The organism is Sphingobium sp. CCH11-B1, assembly GCF_001556865.1.
Lineage (GTDB): Bacteria > Pseudomonadota > Alphaproteobacteria > Sphingomonadales > Sphingomonadaceae > Sphingobium.
In genome coordinates this window covers 21,376-44,328 of the sequence record NZ_LSJY01000079.1, presented here as the reverse complement: position 1 = coordinate 44,328, position 22,953 = coordinate 21,376, and the positions used below count along the sequence as shown (strand labels likewise).

Annotated in this window: 23 protein-coding genes and 1 other RNA gene; 7 read left to right on the top strand and 17 right to left on the bottom strand. The window is 66.2% G+C overall.

Going from position 1 to position 22,953, the window contains the following annotated elements:
* The first annotated feature begins 7 nt into the window (after positions 1 to 7).
* The gene (locus tag AX724_RS08685) at positions 8 to 643 is read left to right on the top strand and encodes a hypothetical protein (RefSeq protein ID WP_066765433.1); all 636 of its coding nucleotides are present in this window, start codon (positions 8 to 10) and stop codon (positions 641 to 643) included.
* Between the two features lie 3 nt (positions 644 to 646).
* A complete protein-coding gene (locus AX724_RS08680) occupies positions 647 to 1,426 on the top strand; it encodes a hypothetical protein (protein ID WP_066765431.1) in 780 nt (259 codons plus the stop codon).
* Positions 1,427 to 1,456: 30 nt separating this feature from the next.
* Here the strand turns inward: AX724_RS08680 and AX724_RS08675 are convergent, their stop codons facing one another.
* From AX724_RS08675 to AX724_RS08610, 14 genes are all read right to left on the bottom strand, one after another.
* Entirely contained in the window at positions 1,457 to 2,386 is a 930-nt protein-coding gene (locus tag AX724_RS08675; RefSeq protein WP_066765429.1) for an AbiJ-NTD4 domain-containing protein, read from the bottom strand.
* Between the two features lie 131 nt (positions 2,387 to 2,517).
* Positions 2,518 to 3,261 (bottom strand): prepilin peptidase, encoded by a 744-nt coding sequence (locus AX724_RS08670; RefSeq protein WP_066765428.1) that lies wholly within the window; start codon positions 3,259 to 3,261, stop codon positions 2,518 to 2,520.
* Positions 3,258 to 3,980, bottom strand: a complete 723-nt coding sequence (gene gspN, locus AX724_RS08665; protein WP_066765426.1) for a type II secretion system protein N — start codon at positions 3,978 to 3,980, stop codon at positions 3,258 to 3,260. Before gspN ends, AX724_RS08670 begins: the two co-directional genes overlap by 4 nt.
* Positions 3,977 to 4,465 (bottom strand): type II secretion system protein GspM, encoded by a 489-nt coding sequence (gene gspM / locus AX724_RS08660; RefSeq protein WP_066765424.1) that lies wholly within the window; start codon positions 4,463 to 4,465, stop codon positions 3,977 to 3,979. The genes gspN and gspM overlap by 4 nt, the downstream gene beginning before the upstream one ends.
* Positions 4,462 to 5,580, bottom strand: coding sequence for a type II secretion system protein GspL (gene gspL / locus AX724_RS08655; protein ID WP_066765419.1), 1,119 nt, complete (start codon positions 5,578 to 5,580; stop codon positions 4,462 to 4,464). The genes gspM and gspL overlap by 4 nt, the downstream gene beginning before the upstream one ends.
* Complete coding sequence (gene gspK / locus AX724_RS08650) at positions 5,577 to 6,566, bottom strand: type II secretion system minor pseudopilin GspK (protein WP_066765417.1); 990 nt, start codon at positions 6,564 to 6,566, stop codon at positions 5,577 to 5,579. The genes gspL and gspK overlap by 4 nt, the downstream gene beginning before the upstream one ends.
* Positions 6,559 to 7,212, bottom strand: a complete 654-nt coding sequence (gene gspJ / locus AX724_RS08645) for a type II secretion system minor pseudopilin GspJ (protein WP_156448029.1) — start codon at positions 7,210 to 7,212, stop codon at positions 6,559 to 6,561. Before gspJ ends, gspK begins: the two co-directional genes overlap by 8 nt.
* On the bottom strand, positions 7,209 to 7,580 hold the full coding sequence (gene gspI / locus AX724_RS08640; protein WP_269454137.1) for a type II secretion system minor pseudopilin GspI: 372 nt from the start codon (positions 7,578 to 7,580) through the stop codon (positions 7,209 to 7,211). Before gspI ends, gspJ begins: the two co-directional genes overlap by 4 nt.
* Positions 7,573 to 8,022, bottom strand: coding sequence for a GspH/FimT family pseudopilin (locus tag AX724_RS08635; protein WP_269454136.1), 450 nt, complete (start codon positions 8,020 to 8,022; stop codon positions 7,573 to 7,575). Before AX724_RS08635 ends, gspI begins: the two co-directional genes overlap by 8 nt.
* A 25-nt stretch (positions 8,023 to 8,047) precedes the next feature.
* On the bottom strand, positions 8,048 to 8,503 hold the full coding sequence (gspG, locus tag AX724_RS08630) for a type II secretion system major pseudopilin GspG (protein WP_066765415.1): 456 nt from the start codon (positions 8,501 to 8,503) through the stop codon (positions 8,048 to 8,050).
* Positions 8,504 to 8,513: 10 nt separating this feature from the next.
* A complete protein-coding gene (gspF, locus tag AX724_RS08625; protein ID WP_066765414.1) occupies positions 8,514 to 9,731 on the bottom strand; it encodes a type II secretion system inner membrane protein GspF in 1,218 nt (405 codons plus the stop codon).
* Positions 9,724 to 11,265: a type II secretion system ATPase GspE gene (gene gspE / locus AX724_RS08620; protein WP_066765413.1), complete on the bottom strand. Its 1,542-nt coding sequence runs from the start codon at positions 11,263 to 11,265 to the stop codon at positions 9,724 to 9,726. Before gspE ends, gspF begins: the two co-directional genes overlap by 8 nt.
* Before the next feature lie 118 nt (positions 11,266 to 11,383).
* Positions 11,384 to 13,591 carry a type II secretion system secretin GspD gene (gene gspD / locus AX724_RS08615; protein ID WP_066765412.1) on the bottom strand — a complete coding sequence of 736 codons (2,208 nt, stop codon included), beginning with the start codon at positions 13,589 to 13,591 and terminating at the stop codon, positions 11,384 to 11,386.
* Positions 13,588 to 14,439 carry a type II secretion system protein N gene (locus tag AX724_RS08610; protein ID WP_066765409.1) on the bottom strand — a complete coding sequence of 284 codons (852 nt, stop codon included), beginning with the start codon at positions 14,437 to 14,439 and terminating at the stop codon, positions 13,588 to 13,590. Before AX724_RS08610 ends, gspD begins: the two co-directional genes overlap by 4 nt.
* A gap of 155 nt (positions 14,440 to 14,594) precedes the next feature.
* On the opposite strand from AX724_RS08610, the gene AX724_RS08605 reads away from it, so the two are divergent.
* The 3 genes from AX724_RS08605 (at position 14,595) to AX724_RS08595 (ending at position 19,858) form a co-directional block, all read left to right on the top strand.
* The gene (locus AX724_RS08605; protein ID WP_231736589.1) at positions 14,595 to 15,245 is read left to right on the top strand and encodes a prolyl hydroxylase family protein; all 651 of its coding nucleotides are present in this window, start codon (positions 14,595 to 14,597) and stop codon (positions 15,243 to 15,245) included.
* A 204-nt stretch (positions 15,246 to 15,449) separates the two neighbouring features.
* Entirely contained in the window at positions 15,450 to 17,042 is a 1,593-nt protein-coding gene (locus AX724_RS08600; protein WP_066765405.1) for a hypothetical protein, read from the top strand.
* An 89-nt stretch (positions 17,043 to 17,131) separates the two neighbouring features.
* Positions 17,132 to 19,858, top strand: a complete 2,727-nt coding sequence (locus AX724_RS08595; RefSeq protein WP_066765401.1) for a TonB-dependent receptor domain-containing protein — start codon at positions 17,132 to 17,134, stop codon at positions 19,856 to 19,858.
* 133 nt (positions 19,859 to 19,991) lie between these two features.
* Here the strand turns inward: AX724_RS08595 and AX724_RS08590 are convergent, their stop codons facing one another.
* The 3 genes from AX724_RS08590 to AX724_RS08580 form a co-directional block, all read right to left on the bottom strand.
* Positions 19,992 to 20,378 carry a hypothetical protein gene (locus AX724_RS08590; protein ID WP_066765399.1) on the bottom strand — a complete coding sequence of 129 codons (387 nt, stop codon included), beginning with the start codon at positions 20,376 to 20,378 and terminating at the stop codon, positions 19,992 to 19,994.
* 290 nt (positions 20,379 to 20,668) lie between these two features.
* Positions 20,669 to 21,013, bottom strand: a transfer-messenger RNA (tmRNA) gene (gene ssrA, locus AX724_RS08585).
* A gap of 17 nt (positions 21,014 to 21,030) precedes the next feature.
* Entirely contained in the window at positions 21,031 to 21,543 is a 513-nt protein-coding gene (locus AX724_RS08580) for a hemerythrin domain-containing protein (RefSeq protein ID WP_066765553.1), read from the bottom strand.
* A gap of 139 nt (positions 21,544 to 21,682) precedes the next feature.
* Between AX724_RS08580 and AX724_RS08575 the strand changes: the two genes are divergently transcribed.
* Positions 21,683 to 22,210 (top strand): hypothetical protein, encoded by a 528-nt coding sequence (locus AX724_RS08575; RefSeq protein WP_066765397.1) that lies wholly within the window; start codon positions 21,683 to 21,685, stop codon positions 22,208 to 22,210.
* A gap of 93 nt (positions 22,211 to 22,303) precedes the next feature.
* Positions 22,304 to 22,894: an anthranilate synthase component II gene (locus AX724_RS08570; protein WP_066765393.1), complete on the top strand. Its 591-nt coding sequence runs from the start codon at positions 22,304 to 22,306 to the stop codon at positions 22,892 to 22,894.
* The last annotated feature ends 59 nt before the right edge of the window (positions 22,895 to 22,953 follow it).

Here is a 22,953-nt window from a genome sequence, read left to right as displayed (position 1 = left end):
AGGACGATTGAGCTCGAATACAGATCAGTTGCCGCGCGTCTTTCAGGCCAATCTCGCCCGTCTGTTCGACCGCATCATTCTACCCGGGCTTGACGCGCTGGCCGTCCATCCCCGGCTCGAGCGCGGCGAGGCGGCGACGCTGGACGCGTTTCTCGACCGTGCCGCGGCCCAGGTCGACAACTACACCGCGAACGAGGCGGCGAAGGCCTATGTCTTGACGCTGGCGGCCATGTTCGAGCGCCAGTTGAGCGTGTGGGCGCGCGCCCGCCAGACCGAAGGCCGGGGCCACTTCTCGCGGATTCGCGGCTTTGAAGCGCTCCTGACCGCCTGCGCGGATCAGGCGGGGATTGACCTGCAGCGGGATCGGTTGGGGTCGGACCTCAGCCAGATGTTCCTGGTCGCCAATGTCGTGCGGCATGGTGACGGCCGCTCCTGCGAGGCCCTCCGGGCCGCGGCGCCGGAGCTTTGGGAGACGGACGCGCCGGATTATCTCGATCTCCTGCCAGGCGAGGCGGTGGTCAGCGAGCATCTCAGGATGCGAAGACGCGACCTGATTCGCTACATCCGCGCGGCCACATGCTTCTGGGGCCTCGCCGACCGGTTGCCGATGGCGGTAGCCGATCCACCCTATCGAGAGGACTGAGGTATGTCGGACGAAGATAGCGATGGATACGCCGATCCCGACGCGCCGCGCTACCGCGACGTCGCCGAAATAGGCCGGGCGGACCTTTACCTATCGCTGATGACGTTGGCCGGGTCTTCCGAGAACCCGATGCTGGTCATGCAAGCCAGCCAGCTCTGCCTAGTCGACAATATGCTGAACGGCATCGAGCAGGAGGTGATGGCCCACCAGCTCGATGATGATCCGCCGCGCGGGAAGATCGCGCTGATCCAGTCGCTCTCGCCGATGTGGATCTTCACCGCCTATGAGTTGCTGCGGACCTGGCGCCAGCGCTGCGAGGAAGTGATCAAGCTGGCCGAGAACGCCGGCTTCAATCTCAAGGCCACCAACCTCGAACGCGATCTCGGCTACCGGCACTATGATCGCGAGCTACGCGCCAAACAGCTCCGCGATGCGGAAGAGCGACCGGAATTGGTCGAGCAGATGCGCATCGACCTGCGTCGGACCGAAATGGGCTTCACCCAACTGGAATTCATCAGGGTGGCGATCGCGAAGCATGAGGTGAGCAAGAAGGGCAACAAGAAGCCCATCGCCTTTGCGCCGGGCCTGGCGTTGATAAACCGGCATTGCGGCTCAATGGAGTATGAGATGAGCAATGGCGGCGCGATCATCGGCTTTGTCACGCGTCGCGACCTCGCCGAGACGATCCGCTTCATCCCCGAGGCACCCAACCCCAGCGACGAGGATTTGGAGAGTTTTCGGCAATATATGAATCCACCCGATGTCGAGCCGCCGGCGAAGTGAACCTGGGCACGGAGAGCCAAGCCGGCGAAATCAGCCCTGTTGCGACCGCGCCCGATGCCGGAGCAAATACACGCTGATGGCCGACGCCACCGTTACGACCAGCTCGGCCTCGGCGAACTGCGGATCGCGGCCTTCCTGGAGGTGCCGGCCCTCCTGCGAGGTGAAGCCCCAGAGCTTATGTAGCGCGGCGTCGAGTGGCGGCGGCAAGGGCAGCCGATTGATGATGGGACCAAGCGTGTCCGAGCTGCCGGAAACCTCGCGCGCGACGCACTCCAGGGCCGCCATCGCGTGCTGGATCGCGCCAGTGGTGTCGGCGTGGGGCCGCCGCGAGATGTCGCGCAGCGCCTCATGGACTTCGTTGGCGGCGGTCGGCGTCCCTGCGGCGCGCATCGTCTCGACGGCATCGCGCGTTGAGAGGGCGAAGGCTTCTGACCCGCGCGCCATGATCTTGCCGTCCTCGATCTGCCAGCCAATACCGTTTTCGCGGAAGAGCTGGTTGAGCCGGCGCGTAAAGTCGTCTTGCCGGGTTCCCGTATAATCGTGCTTGCCGATCTCCGTGTGGAGCCGCTCGGCGATGTCATAGACCTTGAACCAAGGCGCCTCGCTCATGAGGTCGTCGACCTCGCGCGCGACATTCTCCGGGCCCCAGTTATGCGCGTAGTCCGGCCGCTTCAGTAGCACGGCGCAGACGAGTTCGCGCAATGCCTTGCCGCCAAAGTCCGCGGCATAGGCGAGCTGCGTGAGGCCGACGCGGAGAACGTCAGGCGCATCCTCGCGGATTGTGATCTCCGCGTCTGGCGCGTTGTAGTTGAAGCGTTCTGAAAAGGAGTTCCCTGCGTCCGTCATCGACATCGCATAGCATGGGCATACCGGACTGACATTCGAGAAACGAGCGGCTCGGCGGCCGCCGCTCGTTTCAGCGGAATGCACCGAAATCAGCCGCTTCTTGGAGGCGGTCATCTGGCCATCACAGCGTCTATGCTGCCCGCAACCATCCCCACTCATCCCGCCGGATTTCCTCAAATCTGACAGCGAGTTCAGCACTAGGAGCTTCGCACAAAGTTCTATAGGATCGCACGAAGGCCGACCATTCACCGCATCAGCGCCGACAGGATCGCCCATGCCGGCAGCGCCGCGAGCGCCAGGAAGGTGCCGAGCGGCACGCGCGCGGTGGCGTTCTTGGCGCGCCCCGTCAGCAGCATGACGGCCAGGCCCGTCACCGAGGCCATCAGCAGGATGAAGGGCAGCGCCTGCCAGCCGAACCACGCGCCCAGCGCGCCCAGCAGCTTGGCGTCGCCAAGGCCCAGGCCCTCTCGCCCGCGCGTCATACGGTAGGTCACGGAAATGGCGAGCAGCACGGCATATCCCGCCACCGTGCCGATAATCCGGTCCGTCATCGTCGCGTTCGTCGTCCACGGACCGATGGTGAGGCCAAGGAAGGCGAGCGGGAGCGTCAAAGCGTCCGGCAGCCAGTAGTGTCGCCAGTCGAGCAGCGCCAGCGTCAGCAATATCCAGCCCAGCAACGCCCAGCCTGCACCCGAGATATCCGGCGCGAAGCCCAGCGCCAGCCCGCCGATGATCGCGCAACCTGCCTCCACCCGGCCGTGCAGCGGATCGATCGCCGCGCCGCAGGTACGACAATGCCCGCCGCTGGCCACCGCGCTCAGCATCGGGATCAGGTCGCGGGCGGTGAGCGGTCGCCCGCATCCGTCGCAGCTTGATCGCCCCTTCGCGACGCTGCGGCCAGAGGGCCAGCGCAGGATCAGCGTGGCGAGGAAACTGCCGGCGATCGCGCCCGCCACCGCACCGGCCGCTGCCGCCAGCGGATCGATCACAGATTTCCTTCGATCTTCAACAACTGCGCGTTGCCCGCCCTGGCGAAGCCGGCCTGCCCCAATGCCGCCGCAAGCGCGGGGTCGGCGGTTTCGATCCGCATTTCCGCAACATAGCGCCCGGTGCGCCAGATGCGCAGATTGATCTTCTCCAGACCCGACTGGCTGACCAGCGGCAACAGCAGCGCATCGCCGTCGCAGGCGGCAATGCCCGACAATCCCTGGCTGAGGTTCAGACCGGGAAACTGGCCAGCCATGCGGGCGCGCACCCGCCCCTCCGCATGTCCGCATCGTTCGCCGCTGAAATAGCCACTCACATCCTCGAACATCAGGCTGGCGACAGGCAGCGGCGCGAAGGTGCGGCCAAGCGGGACCGCCCCCGTCACATCGTCCACGCCGATCCGTCCGAACCCGACGGTCAGCGCGCCGCGGATATCGTCGGGCAGCCCCTTGTTCCGGGCGATGTCGAAGCGCGCGCGGCCGACCAACAGGGGAAATGGCGACAGGCCGGCGCGCACCGTGCCGATCGGCATCTCGCCCAGCATCAACTGGCCTATCCGCCCGCTCCACACCGTGCCCCGCACTTCCTGCGCGGAAATGCCCAGCCGCTCCAGCCCTGCAAGTCCCAAAGCGACGCGCATCGGCAGGAACAGCAGCAGGCCGACCAGCAGCGCCGCGATCAGAACGGCCCGCATCCGCCGGGACAGGCGAAGCCCCATCATCGCCCCTCTCCCCGCTCCAGAACCGCCTGCACCGATATGCTGCCCGCCGTGGATGACGGCCGTGCGCTCAGGGTCTCGACGCGGACGCCCTGCGCCTCCAGCCGCGCCAGCCAGCCGAACAGGGCGGACGGCCGGACGGTGGCGATAGCGATCTCCATCCTGTCTTGTCCTTGCGCCTGCGCACGTTCCAGCGTCAGTCCCGCTTCGCCCGCGCTTTGTCCCACAAACTGATCGATGGCCATCGCGGGGCCGCTGACGACAGGGGTTCGCGGCAGCGCCTTCAACTGCTTCACCGCCGCGCGAATGGCCGCGTTGCGATCCGTCGCCGCCAGCAGCGCCTCGCGCGCGCTGCGCTGCGCCCGGTCAAGCGGCATGGCCACCCCGAACCACAGCACCACCACAGCGAGCAGGGCGAACATGACCGCCAGCATCCACTGTTCCCGGCGCGATCGTTCCGCCCAAAGGGTCGCCAGTTTTTCCATCATGACCGCACCGTAATGTCTGCCAGCGTGCGGCCGCCCGGATCCTGCGACGGCGTCGCCGTCACGACGAAACCGGCCGCCTGAAGGGCGAGCAGCACGATATTGATGTCGTCCGCCTTCGCCGCCGCCAGAGTCGCGCGGATCATGCCGTCGGGGTCGCGCGACAGGCTGGTCAGCGCCACGCCCGGCGCGTCCTGCATCGCCGCGAAGAGCCCGGCCACAGGCGCAGTGAAGGCGCGCGCGCCCGCACCCCGCGCGGCGAGCCGGGCGTCCAGTTCCCCTTGCGCCTGCGCGGCATCGCTGGCCTCCGGCAGGATTTGCCGCGCCAGCGCCACGCTCTGGTCGTCCAGCCGGCTCGCCTCCCCATGGTTCTTGACGATGCCAACGACAGCCGTCGCGAGCGCGAGCAGCAGGATGATCCCGCTCAACAGGGCAATCCTCCGCAGCATTGCCATGTCGGGCGCACGTCGCACCCGCTTGGCAAAGTCGCCCTGCCGCATGTCGAGAGGAGCCAGGTCCAGCGCGGCGATGGCGCGCTTCTCGATCGCTTCGGGCGCGACGTCCCTGATCGCTGCATCGCCGGTCAACGCCGGGATCGCCAGTTCCTGCGTCAGCGCCAGGTCCGCGCCCCGCCATATCGTCTCGTCGCCCACGACCCCGCGCACGAAACCGCCGTCCGGCTCGGGCAGCAGCAGCGGTGCGGGCACAATGATGTCGGGGTCCAGGCCATGATGCTGCGCCCTCAGCAGCCAGTGCTGCATGTCGGCGCGCGCCGCCACCGCCACGATATGCGGTCGCGCCGGATCATCGTTCGCATCCGGGGCGGCAAATAGCTGATCGGCTGGCAGGATGGATTGCGCGATCGCGGCCAGACGCGCGGCCGCGCGCCCCTGCCGCGCCGGCAGATCCGGGTGCGATACCCAGTGCAGCCTCACCAATGGGGCAGGCGGCACCAGCATGACCCGCGTCTGTTCGGGCAGGGCCGCAAGTCCGCATGCCGCCAGCCAGTCCGCGCCCTCGCCCGCCTTCACCGCGACGCCGTCCACCACGCGCATCCAGCGCGGCGCATCCTCGTCGCGCTCGGTCAGGAAGAGGATCAGGGCATCCTTGCTGCTCATGCGCCCGCGCCCCAGCTTCGCCGCACGATCCTGGCGGGGCTTTCGCGCGCGTCGATCAGCGCGCGTTCCACCACCTGCGTCCCCCCGACATCCACCGACACAGTCACTCCAAAAAATCCGGTCGTCAATTTGACCTGCTGGTCCACGCCCTCTTCGGGATTGATGCCCCCGCGCGCCGTCATGGCCCAGAATTGCGACACGCCGCCGTAGCCTTCCGCGGGCCGTTGCGCCAGATATTGCCGCGCTTGCCCGACGCTCAATTTGCCCGGCAGCAGCATGGCGAACAGCGGGGCCTGATCAGGCAGCAGCGTATTGATGTTGATCGGTGACAGATCCGCGACGGGCAGCGCACATACCCACGGCCGTGCAAGGTCGTAGATGGCCGGCGTGATCCCCGCGACGGCGCGCAGTTCGCTGGCGTCGGCCATCAGCCGGTTGGCCGCGCGATAGGGACGCTCGGCCTGGGCATAGGTTTCGTCCTCCGCACCACCGGGCTGTGGCACGCTGTCGCTGTCGATCCAGTCGGCGAGGCCGTTCGCCGCCCGCTGCGCCTGCCGCGCGTCCACGCCCAGCGCCTCCAGCAGCGCCTGGAACTGCGCGACGCCCACCGGCCGCACCTTCAGCGCCGCCTCGCTCTCGCCAGTCACCACGCTGTTCAGGTTGAAGCAGTTGCCGCCGTCCGTCACCTGCACGCTCGCGACGCCGCCGGGCACGGGCACCACCTGCGGCGTGCCCATCCATCCGCCCTGCAGCGTCATCTTCGCCGGGTTCGACGCCACCAGATCGCCGATGCGCAGTCGCGCGAGTTCCGCGCCCGCATCGGCAAAGGCGCGCGCCTGATCGACCGCGCCGCCATTGCCGGTCATGCGGGTCGCCAGCGCCACCCGCTCCAGAGCGGTCGACGCGACCACAGCCATCACCGCCACCAGCAACAGCACGGTCAGCAGGGCAGCGCCCTCCTCATGACGGCCATGGGGATCAGGCACCCGCCGCCCCTTCCGCCACGACGGGCTTCTCCATCGGGCCGGGAGCGACGAGGAACCGCAGCACGACCGGCGGCTCACCCGTGCGGGTCACCTGCATCTCCACGGCGCGGGGCATCAGGTCGGGCTGGGTCGGCATCCACGCATCGCGCCATTTCCCCTGCCCGTCCCTGAACCGCAGCACCACCGCTTCGACATTGTCCAGCAACGTCGCGGGATCGTCCCCGGCCGCGCCGTCGAGCTGCGCATAGCTGCGCCGCTCGAGCCGCCCCTGCCGCACCCAATATTCGACCTTCTGCAAGGACGGGCGGGGAAGGTTGCCCAGATTGTCCCAGCCGCCGCGCACGAACTGCATCACCGGCTGGGCTTCGCCCTCGCCATGCGCCCAGAAGGCGGGCGCGAGCGTCCCCGCCTCCGTGCGCGTGATGCGCGGCACGGCCTGCCCCAGGTCGGCGGCGAGCGCGCCGCTCGCGCGCTGCACCGCCGCCATGTCGTCCAGCCGCGCCTTCACCTGCGCCTGCGCCGACACGCTGTTGCCCAGCAACAGCACGCCTGCGCTGGCGAGCAGCGCGAAGATCATCAACGCGACCAGCAGCTCGATCAGCGTGAAGCCACCCGCCGCCTTGGGAGTTTCGCCGTCCCGCATCATTCGACCACCCGCACGAAGCTCAGCACGGCGGGCGAAGCGCCGGGCTGTCCATCCACGGTCATGTCGACCTGCAACAGCCGCTTGTCGTCCATGGCCTTGACCAGCCTGCGCCAGTGCCAGCGCCTGCCGCCATTTTCGACATCGCCCTCCTCCTCGCCGACGGCGGGCGGGGTGGGGTCGGTCTGCACCTCGACCATCAGATTGCGCGCGACGATCTGGCCCAGCGCCTTGCTGTCGAGGTCAGCCGCCGTACGCAACGTCACCCCCTGCAACCGGACCAGCGCGAGCGCCGCGAGGCTGAACACCGCCAGCGCCACCAGCATCTCCAGCAAGGTGAAGCCGCGCTCCGCGGCGCGCCCCCTATCCACCGACCATGACCTTCCCCGCCATGTCGACGGTCACGGCCACCCGCTCGCCCTCGCGCGCCAGCGTCACGGTCAGCGGATCGGTCGGCAGGCCGGTGCCGTCGAAGGCGATCTGCTGCCCGCCATCCTTGCCCACCAGAGCGCGCGTGCCCGCTTTCCAATTGGCGTTCCCGAACGGCTTCTGGTCGATGGATGCCCAGCCGCCGCCCTCGCGGCGCTGGAAGCCATAGCCCGAGGCCGATACCCATACGCCCATGGGTCGCGCGGTGACGACCGCTTCGTCGCGCGCGGCGGCGACGCGCGCGGCGAAGCGGTCGGCATCCTCCACCACCCGACCGCGCGGGTCGGGGATGGCCAGGACGACGGCGGCCGAAATGAAACCGATGATCGTCAGCACGACCATCAGCTCCAGCAAAGTGAAGCCATGTTCGGCGGAACGCTTCAAAGACGTAAAGCCTGCCTCGGAGGGATCAAAGCTCGCTGGAGACGATGTCCGCATTCTCATTCTCCCCGCCCGGCTGCCCGTCCGCGCCCAGCGAACTGATGTCGAACGCGCCTTTCCGCCCCGGCACGGTGTAGAGATAGGCGCGGCCCCACGGATCTTCGGGCAGCTTCTTGATATAGCCGCCCCGGCGATAGCGCTGCGGCTGGGCGAGCGAGGCGGGCGGGCTGATGAGCGCCTGCAACCCGTCCGACGCGGCGGGATAGGTCAGGTTGTCGAGCCGATATTGCTCGAGCGCCTGCTCGATGGTCGAAATGTCGGCCTTGGCTTTTTCGACGCGCGCGGTCTCCGTCGCCGGAATGACGTTGATCGCCACGATCGTCGCCAGCAGGCCGATGATGACGATGACGACCATCAATTCTACCAGGGTAAAGCCCTCTTCGCCTTCGACAGCGGCGGCTCGAATGGTCTTCCAATTGGGCATGTTCACTCCTTCAAGCCCCGGTGAGGCTTTGCAGCTGCAGGATCGGCAGCAGGATGGACAGGATGATGACGGCGACGATGCCCCCCATCAGGATGATGATGACCGGCTCCAGCATGGCGAGCGCGGCGGAGGTGAAGCTGTCGAACTCCCGCTCCAGATAGTCTGCCGCGCGTTCCAGCATCGTGTCGAGCCGCCCCGCGCTCTCGCCGCTTGCCGCCAGATAGACCAGCAGCGGCGGGAAAACCCCGGCGCGCCGCAGCGCCGCCGACAGGCTGCCGCCGCCCCGGATCGCTTCCACGATGTCGTCCGATGCCTTGCGCAGCACCCGGTTATGCACGGTGTTCGCGGTCAGCGACAAACCTTCCATCAGCGGCAGCCGGCTCGCCACCATGGTCGAAAGCGTCCGCGCCATCCGTGCGGCATGCAGGTCGCGGATCAGGCGGCCAAGCAGGGGCAGCGCCAGAAGGGTCGCGTCGAAGCGATATCGAAACGCCTCGTTCCTCAGCGCGCGCCAGAATAATAGCCCCGAAAGCGCGATCAGGATCAGCAGCACCCACCAATAGGCGGCAAGGAAGGCGGACAGGCCCATCACCATGCGGGTCAACAGCGGCAATTGCTGCCCCACTGTGTCGAACTGCTCCACCACCTTGGGCACCACGAAGATCATGAGTGCTGCGACGACGCAGACAGCGAAGGCGGCGAGCACGCTGGGATAGGCGATGGCGGTCAGCACCTTGGACCGGATCACCGCCTGCCGCTCCATCAGGTCGGCCAATCGCTCCATGATCGTCGGCAGGCTGCCGGAACTTTCACCGGCGGAAATCATCGCGCGATAAAGCGGCGGGAAGCTCCTGGGCTCCGCCCCCAAGGCGTCCGCCAGCCGCCGGCCTTCCAGCACGCCGCCATGCACGCGACCCACGATGGCGCGCACATGGTCCTTCTCGCTCTGCCGGCCGATGGTGCGCAGCGATTCCTCCAGCGGGCTCACCTGGATCAGGGTCGACAGCTGGCGGGTGAAGAGCGTCAGCTCCTTTGGCGAGAGGCGCGGCGCGCGCAGCGACAGGCCGGTCCGTTTGCGCGCCGTCTCGGTCGCGCCCTGCTCCAGCCGCACGATGAACAGCTTGCGTGCGTCCAGCTTGGCGCGCGCATCCTCGATCGTGCCGGCCTTGACCGATCCGCCACGCTCCCGGCCAGCCGGGTCGATCGCCACATAGTCATATTCAGCCATCGGCGATGGTTTCCACCTCGGTCGCGTCGCGGCGCGACACGCGGATGGCCTCTTCCGCCGTGGTCTGCCCGTCGCGCACCAGTGCCCGCGCCGCCGAACCCAGATTGGGCGCGTTCAGGAAGGCATGACGCGCAATCAGCGATTCATCGCCCCCGTCATTGATGAGGCGGCGGATCGTGTCGTCGACGCGAATCGCCTCGAACACGCCGATCCGGCCCTTGTAGCCGGTCCCGTTGCAGTGCTCGCAGCCATGGGCGCGATAGATGATCGTGCCGGGATCGAAGCCGAGGAGCGCGCTCGCCGATTTGTCGGCTTGCACGGGTTCGCGGCAATGCTGGCAAAGCCGCCGCACCAGCCGCTGCGCGATCACGGCGCGCAGCGTGGACGCGAGCAGGAAAGGCTCCACCCGCATGTCCCGCATCCGGGTGATCGCACCGACCGCATCGTTGGTGTGGACGGTCGAGAGCACCAGATGCCCGGTCAGCGAAGCCTGCACGGCGATCTCGGCTGTCTCGCGATCGCGGATTTCGCCGACCATCACCACATCGGGGTCTTGCCGCAGGATCGCGCGCAGCCCAGCCGCGAAGGTCAGCCCGACCTTCGCATTCACCTGCGTCTGGCCAACCCCCTCGATTGCATATTCCACCGGATCTTCGACGGTCAGGATGTTGCGGCTGCCGTCATTGAGCTGGCGCAAGCCGGCGTAGAGTGTCGTCGTCTTGCCCGAACCGGTCGGCCCGGTGACGAGGATGATGCCATTGGGTTCGCTCAGGCCCTCGCGGAAGATTCGGTCCGGCGCGCCGGTCATGCCCAGCAGGTCCAGGTTCATGCCCGCATTCTCCTTGTCGAGGATGCGCAGCACCACGCGTTCGCCCGCCCGGCTCGGCAGGGTGGAGACACGCACGTCGAGCAATTTACCGCCGAGCGTCAGGCCGATGCGCCCGTCCTGCGGCACGCGCCGTTCGGCGATGTCGAGCCGCGCCATCACCTTGATGCGGCTGACGACGACGGGCGCGACATGGGGCGGCATCCGCAGCGTCTCGCGCAGCACGCCATCGATCCGCATCCTGACGATCAGGCCCGTCTCATAGGGTTCGATATGAATGTCGGACACGCCCTGCCGGGCCGCCTCCGCAATGATGCCGTTGATCAGGCGGATGGCCGGCGCGTCGTCGGCGCTGTCGAGCAGGTCGTCGGCTGTCGGAATGTCGGCGGCCAGGATGTCCAGCTCGTCCGCGCCCACCTCCAGCGATCCCGCCATGGCCGCGGCGCTGCCCTCCATCGCATAATGGTCGGACAGGTGCCGGTCGAACTGCGCCGGCTCCACGAACCGAACGTCGAAGCTGCGCGCCAGATGCCGCCGCACCTCCAGCAGCACGCGCGGGTCGCTCCCTTCCCGAACGGCGATGGTCAGCCGGTCGCCTTCGGGCGGCAGCATCACCACGCCATGCTTGCGCGCAAAGACATAGGGTATGTCGATGGGCCGCGACGTGGCGGCAGGGATCACGGGATGATCAGAACCAGGCTCGCTCATATGAACCTCCGTTCGGGCCGAGCGGAGTCGAAGCCCACCCCCGAGCGGATCGAAATGGCTTCGCTCTGCTCAGTCGAGCCGTTCGGCAGGCTCGGAGTCAACGGGGGAATGGGAAACCTCACTGCTTTCCCCCGCTCGCCGGGATATCGACCGGGCGCACGACCCCGCTCGACTGCCGCACCGTGGGTTCGATCACTTGCGCAGGGACGGTCGCGCCCGCCGGCGGCTGCACCGTCACGTCGCCCGGCTGCGGCGCGACCGGGGGAACCGCGCCCATATAGTCGCGGACCAGTTCGTCGATCGTCGGCTCGACGTCCGGGTTGCGCTGCAACTGCATGCCCCGCACATAGCCGTATCGCTGCTGCGTCAGCTTTTGCGCATCCTCCTTCGATCGCAGGATCGTGGGGCGGATGAAGACCATCAGGTTGGTCTTGGTCCGGCTTTTGGACCGCGACTTGAACAGCTCGCCGATCCCCGGAATGTCGGACAGCAGGGGGATGCGCTCGATCGTGCGCCGTTCATTGTCATCCAGCAACCCACCCAGCGCCAATATCTCGCCATCGTCGACCGTGACCGTCGTCTCGATCTCGCGCTTGTTGATGATAAGGTCGCTGTTGCTGTTGCTCACCGGCCCGGCAACGCTCGACACTTCCTGCTTCAGGAACAGCTTGATGGCGCCGCCGGTGTTGATCTGCGGCTTCACCTCCAGCTTGATGCCGACATCCTGCCGCTGGACGGTGCGGAACTGGTTGTCGAAATTCTGGCTCAGCGCCTCGCCGGTCGTGATCGGAACTTGCTGTCCCACCAGGATCGATGCCTTCTGGTTGTCCATCGTCATTACAGAAGGCGTGGAAAGCAGGTTGCTTTCCGTGTCGGACTTCACGGCATTGATGATCGCGCCGAAAATGCCGTTCCTGCCGATCTGCGTGCCAAGGCCGCCGATAATGCCGGTCGCGCTTTGCAGGCTGTTGACCGCCGCCTGCTGCAGCGTGTTGGCGAGGTCGCCATTCTCCCGCACTTCGGTCGTCGTCCGCGTCCCGTCCGGCGCGACCACCGTGGTCGTCGTCGTTCCCAGCTGGTTCGCGGCATAGGCACCTGCGATGGTCAGCAGGTTGGGCTGCGCGTTGGAGTAGTTGGTGGCCGCAAAGCCGGTGGAGGTGCTGCCGATCAGGAACTGCACTCCCAGCTTCTTGGCGGCGGCGTCGCTGATCTCGACGATGATCGCCTCCACCAGCACCTGTTCGCGCCGCGTATCGATTTGCCGGATGGTCTCGCCCAGCATCCGCTGAACGTCGCTGTTGGCGGCAACGATAATCGCATTCGCGCCCTCGTAGCGCGTGACGATGGCAGGACCGCGCGTCGATATGCCGCTGCCGCTCGCACTCGGCGCGGACGCGGCGACGGGCGCTGCGACCTGCGCAGCCGGCACGGCGCTGCCCTTGGCCGGAGCCGGCGCATCGGAGGTCACGGGCTGCGCGGTCGATTGGCCGACCAGTTGCTGCAGCACAGGCAACAGTTTCTCGGCATCGGCATGTTCCAGCCAGTAAACGCGGATCTCGGTGCCGCTCGCCGCCTGCTGGTCCAGCTGCCTCGCCATCGCCGCCAGCCGGGCGACGGTGCCCGCGTCACCTCTTATCGCGACCGAATTGCTGCTGTCGATCGGCACCACCGTCGCCGAAGCCGGCGCGGCATTCTCGCCCGAGCCCCCACTCGCGACCAGCGCCTGGAGCGATGTGGCGATCTCCCGTGCACCGGCGTTCTTCAGCGCCACCATCTGCGTCGCCGCATTGTCGCGGTCGATGCGCGCGATCACCTGACGGATACGCGCAACATTGTCGGCATAGTCCGCGACGACCACGCTGTTCCCTGCCCGGTTGGCGGTGACGGAGCCTTCCCGGCTTACCAGTGGCCGCAAGGTCTCCAGCGCGCTTGCCGCGTCGATGGAGCGAAGGCGGAAGACTTCGGTGACGAAGCTGTTGCGGTTGGACGCCTGCCCCACGCCGCTGGGCTGGCCGGCCGCGCCGTCGACCGGCTGGATGCGATAGGCGCCACCGGGCGCAGGCACGGCGACAAGGCCGTTGGCGCGCAGCGTCGACAGGAAGATCTCGAAATATTCGGATCGCGACAGCGGCCGGTCGGTCACGACCGACACCTTCCCCTGCACCTTGTTGTCGATGATGAAGGTGCGGCCGGTTACCCGCGCGGCATCCTGGATGAAGGCGCGGATGTCGGCGTCGCGGACGTTGAGCGTCTGCTGCGCGGAGGAAGGCAGCGGCGCCGCGAGCGCGAGGGCCATGGCGGCGGTCAGGAGCAGTTTGCGGGTCATTGGCCTTGCACTATGAGGTTGACCGAGGCGGTGGTCGCGCCGCGCTCCACGGTCAGGGACAGGCGCGCGCCGGGCGCGATCTGGTTCTGCAACGATTGCAGGTCGCCGACCGGCTGGCCGTTGACTTGGGCGATGATGTCGCCGGGCTTGAAGCCGACGCCGGCAAAGGCAGGCCCGCGCGATTGGACGACAAGGCCGGTCACGCGACCATTCTCGATCCTGGGGGCAAAGCCGATGTCACGCTTCAGGCTCTCGGCTGTCGGCCCGGCGCCTGTTGCCGTCGCCGGCGGGGGCGGCGGTGCCGCGCTTTGCCATCCGCTGGCGGCAGGCGGTGGGGCCGGCGCGTCCGGCGCAGGCGTGGACTGGTCCAGAAACACCTGTTCCTCCGCCCCGCCCCGGTCGATGGTGACATGGTCGAAAGCGACGGATTTCAGCACCACGCCGGGCAATATCTCGTCGCCCACGGCAAAGCTGTTCTGCACCCCGTCCGGCCCGGCGATGATCGCCGACCCAAGGCCGGATCCTTCGTTGAGACGAATGCCATAGACGGTCAGCGCCAGGGACGTGACGACTCCGCCCGAAGGCTGCTGCGGACCGTCGCGGAAGAAGGGGTCGAAGCTGGCGAAGAGCGCCTGCCGGGCCGATGCCGACATCAACTGTGCCCGCCGTCCTTCCCACGGGCCGAAGCTGCCGACCGGCGTCACGATCGCCCATGCGAGCCGCACGATCATCAGCGCAAGCAGGATGAGCAGCGCGCGCTCCAGCAGCGCCAGCCAGTCGAACGCGGGCGACGCAGAAGTGCGCCTGCGACGCAATCCGCGCACTCTGTCGCCGAACGGCACCTGCATGATGCTGCCATACCCCCTTTGAGACTAGGCAGCCTGCTAGGCACCTCGTCTTACCGGACGATGACGGTTGCGTGACGGATTTATGACGCCAATCCTGGTGCTTGCTTTTCGCGCGGCGCGGGATAGCAAATGCGTCATCCACCCATGGGACGATGATGATCCAACAGCAGACCGCGCCCGCCGCTGCCGATGGCGACCCCGCATGGATCGGCGCGCATCCCCGCGTGCAGCGGGTGCCCAGCCGCGACATCACCTTGTTCATCCGCCGCGCCTTCCTCAGCGTGGAGGAGTGTGCCGAACTGGTCCGCCGCATCGACGCGCAACGACGGCCCTCCACCATCGCCGATGCCAATGGCGATCATTATTTTCGGACCAGCGAAACCTGCGACCTCGATTCCGCCGACCCGTTCGTCGCCGCCATCGACGCGCGGCTCGATGCATTTGCCGGCATTGCCAGCCACCATGGCGAACCGATACAGGGGCAACGCTATGGCGTGGGTCAGGAATTCAAGGCGCACACCGACTATTTCGACCCCAGGGGCGCGGACTTCGCACAATTCTGCTCGGTCGCCGGCAATCGCACCTGGACGCTGATGGTCTATCTGAACGAACCCGCCGCCGGCGGGGCCACCCGCTTCACCAAAATCGGCAAGACGGTGCAGCCGGAAACCGGCAAACTGCTGGTCTGGAACAACCGCCTTCCATCCGGCCAGCCCAATCCCGCCAGCATCCATCATGGCATGAAGGTGCGCAGCGGCGTGAAGCATGTCATCACCAAATGGTATCGGGAACGCCCCTGGGGCTGATCCGGCAGGTCCGTTGCAACGGACCTGAAATGATTGTCACGATACCGTCATTTTTAAGACGCCGAACTGTCACACAAACAAAATGTTGCTGTCACGTACCGGGCCTAGTTGCCGCTCCCGAGGGCGACAGGGGGCGTTGTCCGAATCATTTCCCCTGCGCTCCGCGGTTCAACAATCCCGGCTACGGGCCGGAGCGGAGACGACATGGCCAAGATTAACCGTATTCACACGATCCTGATGGCGAGCTGCGCCTGCGTGGGCCTCAGCGCCTGCGGCGCGGACGACATCGCCTCGCCCGGTGAAGGCACCATCGTCATCCCTGCGCCGACTCCGACGCCCACCCCGACTCCGACGCCCACGCCGACCCCCACGCCGACCGCGGTGACCCCGGCCGCAGGTTGCCCCAGCATCGCCGGATCGGCCCAGCTCTCCGACGCGGGCACCATAACCGACGGCACCAACACCTGGCGCAACTGCGCCTTCCCGGCGCGCTTCACCAGCTCGACCGTCATCTCCAAGCAGGCCGGCGTCATCTACTCCATGCCTGGCCGCGTCGATGTCGGCACTGATCAGGGTCCGGGCAGCACAGGCAACAATGTCACGCTGACGATCGATCCGGGCGTGGTGATCTTCGCCGGCACCGGCAACACCTTCCTGGCGGTCAATCGCGGCAACCGCATCAACGCCGTGGGCACCGCGACCCAGCCGATCATCTTCACTAGCCGTGAAAATGTGCTCGGCACCAACACCGACCAGTCGTCGGGCCAGTGGGGCGGCGTCGTGCTGCTCGGCCGCGCGCGCATCACCGACTGCGCCGCCCCGGCGGCCGCGCCCGGCACCACCGCGTGCGAACGCGACACCGAAGGCGCGAGCGGCGCGCTTTATGGCGGCGCGGACGACGCGGACAATTCGGGCCGCATGTCCTATGTCCAGATCCGCTATTCGGGCTTCGTCCTGTCGGGCTCTAGCGAGCTTCAGGGCCTGACCCCCTCGGGCGTCGGCAGCGGCACACAGCTTGACCATATCCAGGTCCACAACAGCTCGGACGACGGCATCGAAATCTTCGGCGGTTCGCTCAACCCGCGCTACCTGGTCCTGACCGGCAACGAAGACGACAATCTCGACACCGATGTCGGCTATCGCGGCACGGTCCAATATCTGATCTCGGTCCAGCGTGCCAACAACGACATCGGCGACAGCTTCCTCGAAACCGACTCGAATGCCGGCACCAACGCCAACAACGGCGTCGATGCCCTGCCGCGTCAGTTCATCAAGGTCGCGAACTTCACCTATATCGGCCGGTCGACCACCGGCGCCAACGGCGCGGCGATGCTCCTGCGTGGAGGCGCTGACCTCAACCTCATCAACGGCCTGATCGTCAGCCCCAACCAGAGCTGCCTGCGCATCGACGCCGCCGCCACGGTGCGTGACGCCGACACCGCCCTGCAGGACGCCGGCAAGCCGCGCTACATCTCGGTGGCGATGCAGTGCAACGGCACCCCTTACAAGGGCAACAACGGCGTAACCGCCGATGTCGTGAAGACGATCTTCGAAGCCGGCCCGAACAGCACGATCACCTACACGCCGTCGCTGACCAACCTGTTCGTCAACGGCGCAACCGAAACAGCGCTGGTGGCGACCGATCCCAAGACGATCGACAGCAACTTCACCACGACCAACTATGTCGGCGCGGTCAAGGACAGCAGCGACACCTGGTACGCCGGCTGGACCTGCAATTCGGTCACGGCCAGCTTCGGCAGCACGTCGAAGAACTGCACCGCCATCCCGACGACCTGATCGGACCCACGACCTCAACAGGGGCGGGGGAGCGTGCGAGCCGCTTCCCCGCCTTCTTTGCACTGATTTTCCCAAGGGGGATATTTCGCATGTCGAAGCCGCTGAGCCTGGCGCGCCTGCTCCTGATTTCCACCGCGCTTTCGGCCCCGGCCGTCATGGCGCAGACCGACTCCGCCGCCGGCGTGGGTGGCGGGTCCACCATCACAGGCACTGCGGGCAGCGCGGGCGACGCCGGCATGTCGACGACGCCGAGCGCGGCTGACGAAGCCGCAGCGCAGACCGGCAATGTCGACGTGTCCATTCCCGGCGCCGACATCGTCGTCACCGGCCGCCGCACCACCAACGTGTCGCAGGCCGCGCCGCAGGTGGTGAACGTCCTCTCCGCCGCCGACATCAAGCGGACGGGCGAAGGCGACATCGCCGGATCGCTCCAGCGCGTCACCGGCCTGTCGGTCGCCTCGGGCGGCTATGTCTATGTCCGCGGCCTTGGCGATCGCTATTCGCTCGCGCTGCTGAACGGCTCTCCGCTCCCCAGCCCCGAGCCGTTGAAGCGCGTCGTGCCGCTCGACATCTTCCCCACCAGCGTCATCGCCTCGACCCTGGTGCAGAAAAGCTATTCGGCCAACTTCCCCGGCGAATTCGGCGGCGGCGTCATCAACCTGACGACCAAGGCCATTCCGACCGAATCCTATCTGGAAATCGGCGTCGGCAGTTCGGCCAACACCGAAACATCGGGCCAGATGGGCTATACCTATTACGGCGCCAAGTCCGACTGGACCGGCTTCGACGATGGCACGCGCGACCTGCCCTCGGGCCTTCGGAACCTCATCAACAGCGGCACCCCCTTCTCCAACATTCCCCGCGCCGACCTCAAGGCGGCGGCGATGCAGCTCCAGAACAGCAACACTTCCGTCCTTCAGCGGACCAACAGCCTGCCCTTCAACTTCTCCGGCTCGGTCAACGCCGGCACGGCGATGGACGTGGGTAGCGACGGGCGCCTGGGCGTGATCGCTACGGCGTCCTACAGCAACAAGTGGCGCACCCGCTCGACGCTCCAGCAGGCATCGCTCGACGTCGCGGCCGGCGCGGGCAAGAACTACACGCAGGTCAGCACCGACAATCAGGTGACGGTGAACGGCCTGCTCGGCCTGGGCCTGGAACTGGGCGACCAGAAGATTCGCTGGACCAACCTCTACATCCGCGACACGCTGAAGCGCGGCGCGCTCGCGGTCGGCCAGAATGACGGCCAGATCCAGGGCGCGGATTATATGACGCAGAGCACCGCCTGGTATGAGCGCCAGCTGATCGACACGCAGCTTGTCGGCGAGTTCAAGCTGGGCGATCTCAGCCTCGACCTGCGCGGCGGCTACGCCAATTCGCAGCGCGAAGCCCCTTATGAGCGCGATTTCGAATATGTCCGCACCAACCGGCCGCTGGATGCCGATCCCGTCGGCGACCGCTTCGTCAACGCGCTGAACCGCCAACGCGGCGATGCGTCCGTCACCTTCAGCGACCTCAATGAAGACCTGTGGTCGGCCGGCGCGGACCTCAGCTACAAATTCTCGCCGGACGTGACGCTGACGGCGGGCTATGCCTTCACCGATACGAAGCGTACCTCGTCGCGCTATGAATTTCACTATGACGCGGTCAACCTGCCGATCCCGGTGCAGCAGTTGCGCCCCGACTATCTGATCTCCGATTCGACCATCCAATATTTCGACCTGACGCTGCTGGAATTTTCGGGCAACTATCCCGTCTATGACGCGGCGCTGCGCGTCCATGCCGGCTATGCGCAGGTGCAGATCGAACCGTTCGACGGCATCTCGCTGAACGCGGGCGTCCGCTACGAAAAGGGCCGCCAGTCGGTGACGGGCGTCGACGTCTACAACACCGGGGTCACGCCGACCAACCGCATCAACAAAGAATATTGGCTGCCTGCCGTCACCCTGACGGTCGAAGCCGCCAAGGGCCTTCAATTCCGCGCCAGCGGGTCGAAGACGATCGCCCGGCCGCAGTTCCGCGAATTGATCGCCCAGCCCTTCCTCGATACCGAATCCAACCGCTTCTATCGCGGCAACCCCTTCCTGCAAGACAGCGAGCTGTGGAACGCCGACATCCGCGCGGAATGGTATATGGGTCGCGAGGAACGGATCACGGCGGCTGCCTTCTACAAGAAGATCGACAATCCGATCGAAACCTACACCACCATCACCGACACCTATAATGTCACCACCAGCTTCGCCAACGCACCCGAAGCCACGCTGTACGGCGCGGAATTCGAACTGCAGAAATATGTGCCGCTCGACGGCTGGAACTCGCCTTTCTTCCAGAGCCGCCGCATCGCGCTGATCGGCAACTATACCTACACCCAGTCGAAGCTGAAGGTGAAGGATGGCGACACGACGACGCCCTACAGCTACACGACCGGCCCGCTGCCTGCCGCGTCGGACTATTTCCTGAACGGCGTGCCCCTGACCGGCCAGTCGGACCATCTGGTCAACCTCCAGCTTGGCCTGGAGGATACGGACCGGCTGTCACAGCAGACCCTGCTGCTGACCTATGCCAGTCCGCGCGTCACCAGCCGCGGTCCGAACCTTCAGCCCGACATTCGGGAAAAGCCGGGCTTCACCCTGGACTTCGTCGCGCGTCAGGCGGTCAAGCTGCCGGGTGGCGTGAACAGCGAGTTCAAGCTGGAGGCGCGCAACATCACCGGCCGCAAGTTCCAGGAATATCAGCAGGCTGGCGACAGCAAGGTCTTCTACAACCGCTACAAGATCGGCACGACCATCGCTGCGTCGATGACCGTCGCCTTCTGATCCTGGCTCGCCCAGCCCGGGCGGGTGCCAACGGCCGGGGCGACCCGGTCGTCCCCCCTCCTGCAAGCGGGCAATGAAAAGGGCGCCGTCCGATCAGGACGGCGCCCTTCTCCCTTCCCCTCGGGGCAAGGCATTACCGCATGGCGTAGGCTGGGTTCAGCCGGCCAAGCGCGCGGTTGGCGACCTCGCGCGATGATTCTTCCGTGCCGTTCGCCAGTACCAGTGTCAGTTCCGGCGCCGACCGGGCAGCGCGATAGGCTTCGCGCGCCTGCGCCATGCGGCCGAGGCCGGCATAGGCGTTGCCAAGGTTGATGAGGCGGGCGGGGTCATTTTCGCCAAAAACGCGCATCGGCTCCAGCTTGCGACGGGCCGTCTCGAAATCGCCTGCGGTGATGGCCTTGGCGGCCAGCCGGCCATCGGGCACACCCACCACCACCAGGTCCTGCGCGTCGGACGCCAATGCGACGCCCGGAACCGCAGCGGCCAGCATCAATCCGATGGTTGCAGCGGCCTTGATCATTTCCTCAAATCCTTCCGAAAAAACTCTCCACTATAGCCAGGATTATTTCATTACGATGACATCGGGGCAAGTGGCGCGAAGGGCATAGAAAAGGATTTAGTTTTCTTTCTTTTCAATACATTATCACTTTTACGCACGATTGTCATAAAAGCGTAATCGAAAAGACAAGTCAAATAGCCGCCGATTCGAATCGACGCAAAGCGCGCCGCCCTGCCGGACGACAAGGATATGGACCGAATAGAGGGAGAAAGGTCCGGAGGCTTCTGTTGCCCGGCGCCTCCGGGGGCCGCTGAATTCCCTTCTGTTGCCCGGTGGGTTCAACCGCGTTCTTTTTGGGTAATGTCAGGCCGTGAGGCCATCAATTACGCAGCAAGAGCAAGAGCCTCGTTATCGTTGGCACTTGTGAGTTTTGCACAGTTTAACGGCTTACACGGGCCGGGTGAAAGCATCGTTTTTCAACACACGTCGATCCTAGTTCGGCCCCGTCAGAAAGCCCCCGAAAAGGGGCCTTTGTGGTGGAGCCGCCGGGTACTGCCCCCGGGTCCGCTGCGCCTATTGCACGACACGATTTATCACCATAGCCGGGCGAACCCGGCAGCACCCATATGGCGGGGCGCGCCTGCTTTTTCAAGCCGCGCGTGGGTACGCCCCGTCAGGCCGGGATCAGGCGGACGGCGGACGGCTTTGCAAGGGGCAGCCCGCCTGACTTGGCCTGAGCCATCAGTTCCTGCTTCCGCGCCAGCATCTGGTCGCGCAACGCCACCAGATCGACGTCGGTCTTGCGGCATTGGGCGAACATGCCCTCTTTCTGCGCCTCTTCCTCATGGACATGATGCTTGATCTCCTCGGACAGCACCTTGACCTTGGCGTCGTAGAAATCTTCCTCCGCTGAACCCGCTTCGATGTCGTTCACCAGCACCTTCGCGCCGTCATGCTCGACATAGGCCTCGTCCAGCGTGTCATCCTCTATCTTGCCGCGAAACGCAGGATAGAAGATCTCTTCCTCGATCATCGTGTGGATTTTGAGTTCAGTGCAGATCTTTTGCGCAATCTCCTGCTTGCGCGAAGCGGCCTTCGCGCTCTCGAACTTGTCGAACAGTTCCTCCACGGTTCGATGGTCCGCCTTCAGCAGGGCAATCGCGTCGGTATAGTCCTTTTCTGCCATGTCATCCTCCTCAACCACATCGGTCAGGCGCAAGCGCTGGAGAAGGACAGCGGTTCCCTCATTCCAGCCGACGACGCAGCCGCCATAACCTAGGTTATCGCCGGAGCAGGCGGACGGTCGGCGCGTTGACGACAGCGCCATGCCAAAGCTGAAAATATTCCGTACCCCCATCGGCTTCCACGACGCCTATGTCGCCGCCCCCAGCCGGAAGGCGGCGCTGAAGGCGTGGGGCGCGGAGGCGGACCTGTTCGCGCGCGGCGCGGCCGAACAGGTAACCGACGAAAGGCTGATGGCGGAGCCGCTCGCCCATCCAGGCGAGGTGATAAAGCGGCCGCGCGGAACCGCCGCCGATCATCTCGCCGCCTCGACCCCGCCCCGCCGCGCGAAGAAGGCCACGCCCCGCGCAAAGACAAAGGCGCCACCGCGCGCCAAACCTCCTCCCCGCCCCAGCAGCGCCGCCCTGACCGCGGCCGAGGAAGCGCTGGAGGACCATCGCCGCGATAGGGACGCCGATATCGCGCGACTGGAAGCCGAACGCGCCGAGCTCGCCCGCCAGATCGCAGCGACCCGCAAGTCGGCGGACCGCGATGCCCGAAGGCTGGAGGAACAGCGGGACAAAGCCCGCGCAGCCTATGAAAAGGCGCTGGCGAAGTGGCGCGAGGGATGAGGGCAAGCCCCTCAGCCTTATCCGGGTGGCGAAGTGCGAACGAACAGCGTGCGCCCTTCCCCCCAGCCCGATCGCGCGCTACAGCGCTTTCTCATGATCCTCGTCATCGACAATTATGACAGCTTCACCTGGAACCTGGTCCATTATCTCATGGAGCTGGGCGCGCAGGTGGAAGTCGTTCGCAACGACGCCATTTCCGCCGGTCAGGCGCTTTCCACCGGCGCCAAGGCCTTCCTGCTCTCGCCCGGTCCCTGCACGCCTAATGAGGCAGGCGTGAGCCTGGACCTCGTCGCCGCCTGCGCCGATGCGGGCGCGCCGCTGCTGGGCGTGTGCCTGGGACATCAGGCGATCGGCCAGCATTTCGGCGGAAAGGTCGTGCGCGGCGGCCTCATGCACGGCAAGACGTCGCCGGTCAGTCATGACGGCACCGGCCTCTTCGCCGGCCTGCCCTCGCCCTTCACCGCGACCCGCTATCATTCGCTGATCGTGGAGGAGATTCCAGATAGCCTGATCGTGAATGCGACGAGCCAGGACGGTTCGGTCATGGCCTTCCGCCATGCCACCCTGCCCATCCATTCCGTGCAGTTCCACCCGGAAAGCATCGCCACCGAATATGGGCATGAAATGCTGGCCAATTTCCTGACCATCGCGGGCTTGCCGGTGCGGACGCGGGAAGCGGCCTGATCCTGTCCTACCCGCCGGCGCATCCTTAGGATGAACGTTGCTTCTTTGCGGAAATTACT

What these genes read in the sequence shown, in the direction of transcription:
- AX724_RS08680 (WP_066765431.1), top strand. Translation starts at nt 647, where the DNA reads ATGTCGGACGAAGATAGCGATGGATACGCCGATCCCGACGCGCCGCGC.
- AX724_RS08675 (WP_066765429.1), bottom strand. Translation starts at nt 2,386, where the DNA reads ATGACCGCCTCCAAGAAGCGGCTGATTTCGGTGCATTCCGCTGAAACG.
- gspN (WP_066765426.1), bottom strand. Translation starts at nt 3,980, where the DNA reads ATGATGGGGCTTCGCCTGTCCCGGCGGATGCGGGCCGTTCTGATCGCG.
- gspM (WP_066765424.1), bottom strand. Translation starts at nt 4,465, where the DNA reads ATGATGGAAAAACTGGCGACCCTTTGGGCGGAACGATCGCGCCGGGAA.
- gspL (WP_066765419.1), bottom strand. Translation starts at nt 5,580, where the DNA reads ATGAGCAGCAAGGATGCCCTGATCCTCTTCCTGACCGAGCGCGACGAG.
- gspJ (WP_156448029.1), bottom strand. Translation starts at nt 7,212, where the DNA reads ATGATGCGGGACGGCGAAACTCCCAAGGCGGCGGGTGGCTTCACGCTG.
- gspG (WP_066765415.1), bottom strand. Translation starts at nt 8,503, where the DNA reads ATGCCCAATTGGAAGACCATTCGAGCCGCCGCTGTCGAAGGCGAAGAG.
- gspF (WP_066765414.1), bottom strand. Translation starts at nt 9,731, where the DNA reads ATGGCTGAATATGACTATGTGGCGATCGACCCGGCTGGCCGGGAGCGT.
- gspE (WP_066765413.1), bottom strand. Translation starts at nt 11,265, where the DNA reads ATGAGCGAGCCTGGTTCTGATCATCCCGTGATCCCTGCCGCCACGTCG.
- gspD (WP_066765412.1), bottom strand. Translation starts at nt 13,591, where the DNA reads ATGACCCGCAAACTGCTCCTGACCGCCGCCATGGCCCTCGCGCTCGCG.
- AX724_RS08610 (WP_066765409.1), bottom strand. Translation starts at nt 14,439, where the DNA reads ATGCAGGTGCCGTTCGGCGACAGAGTGCGCGGATTGCGTCGCAGGCGC.
- AX724_RS08605 (WP_231736589.1), top strand. Translation starts at nt 14,595, where the DNA reads ATGATCCAACAGCAGACCGCGCCCGCCGCTGCCGATGGCGACCCCGCA.
- AX724_RS08600 (WP_066765405.1), top strand. Translation starts at nt 15,450, where the DNA reads ATGGCCAAGATTAACCGTATTCACACGATCCTGATGGCGAGCTGCGCC.
- AX724_RS08595 (WP_066765401.1), top strand. Translation starts at nt 17,132, where the DNA reads ATGTCGAAGCCGCTGAGCCTGGCGCGCCTGCTCCTGATTTCCACCGCG.
- AX724_RS08590 (WP_066765399.1), bottom strand. Translation starts at nt 20,378, where the DNA reads ATGATCAAGGCCGCTGCAACCATCGGATTGATGCTGGCCGCTGCGGTT.
- AX724_RS08580 (WP_066765553.1), bottom strand. Translation starts at nt 21,543, where the DNA reads ATGGCAGAAAAGGACTATACCGACGCGATTGCCCTGCTGAAGGCGGAC.
- AX724_RS08575 (WP_066765397.1), top strand. Translation starts at nt 21,683, where the DNA reads ATGCCAAAGCTGAAAATATTCCGTACCCCCATCGGCTTCCACGACGCC.
- AX724_RS08570 (WP_066765393.1), top strand. Translation starts at nt 22,304, where the DNA reads ATGATCCTCGTCATCGACAATTATGACAGCTTCACCTGGAACCTGGTC.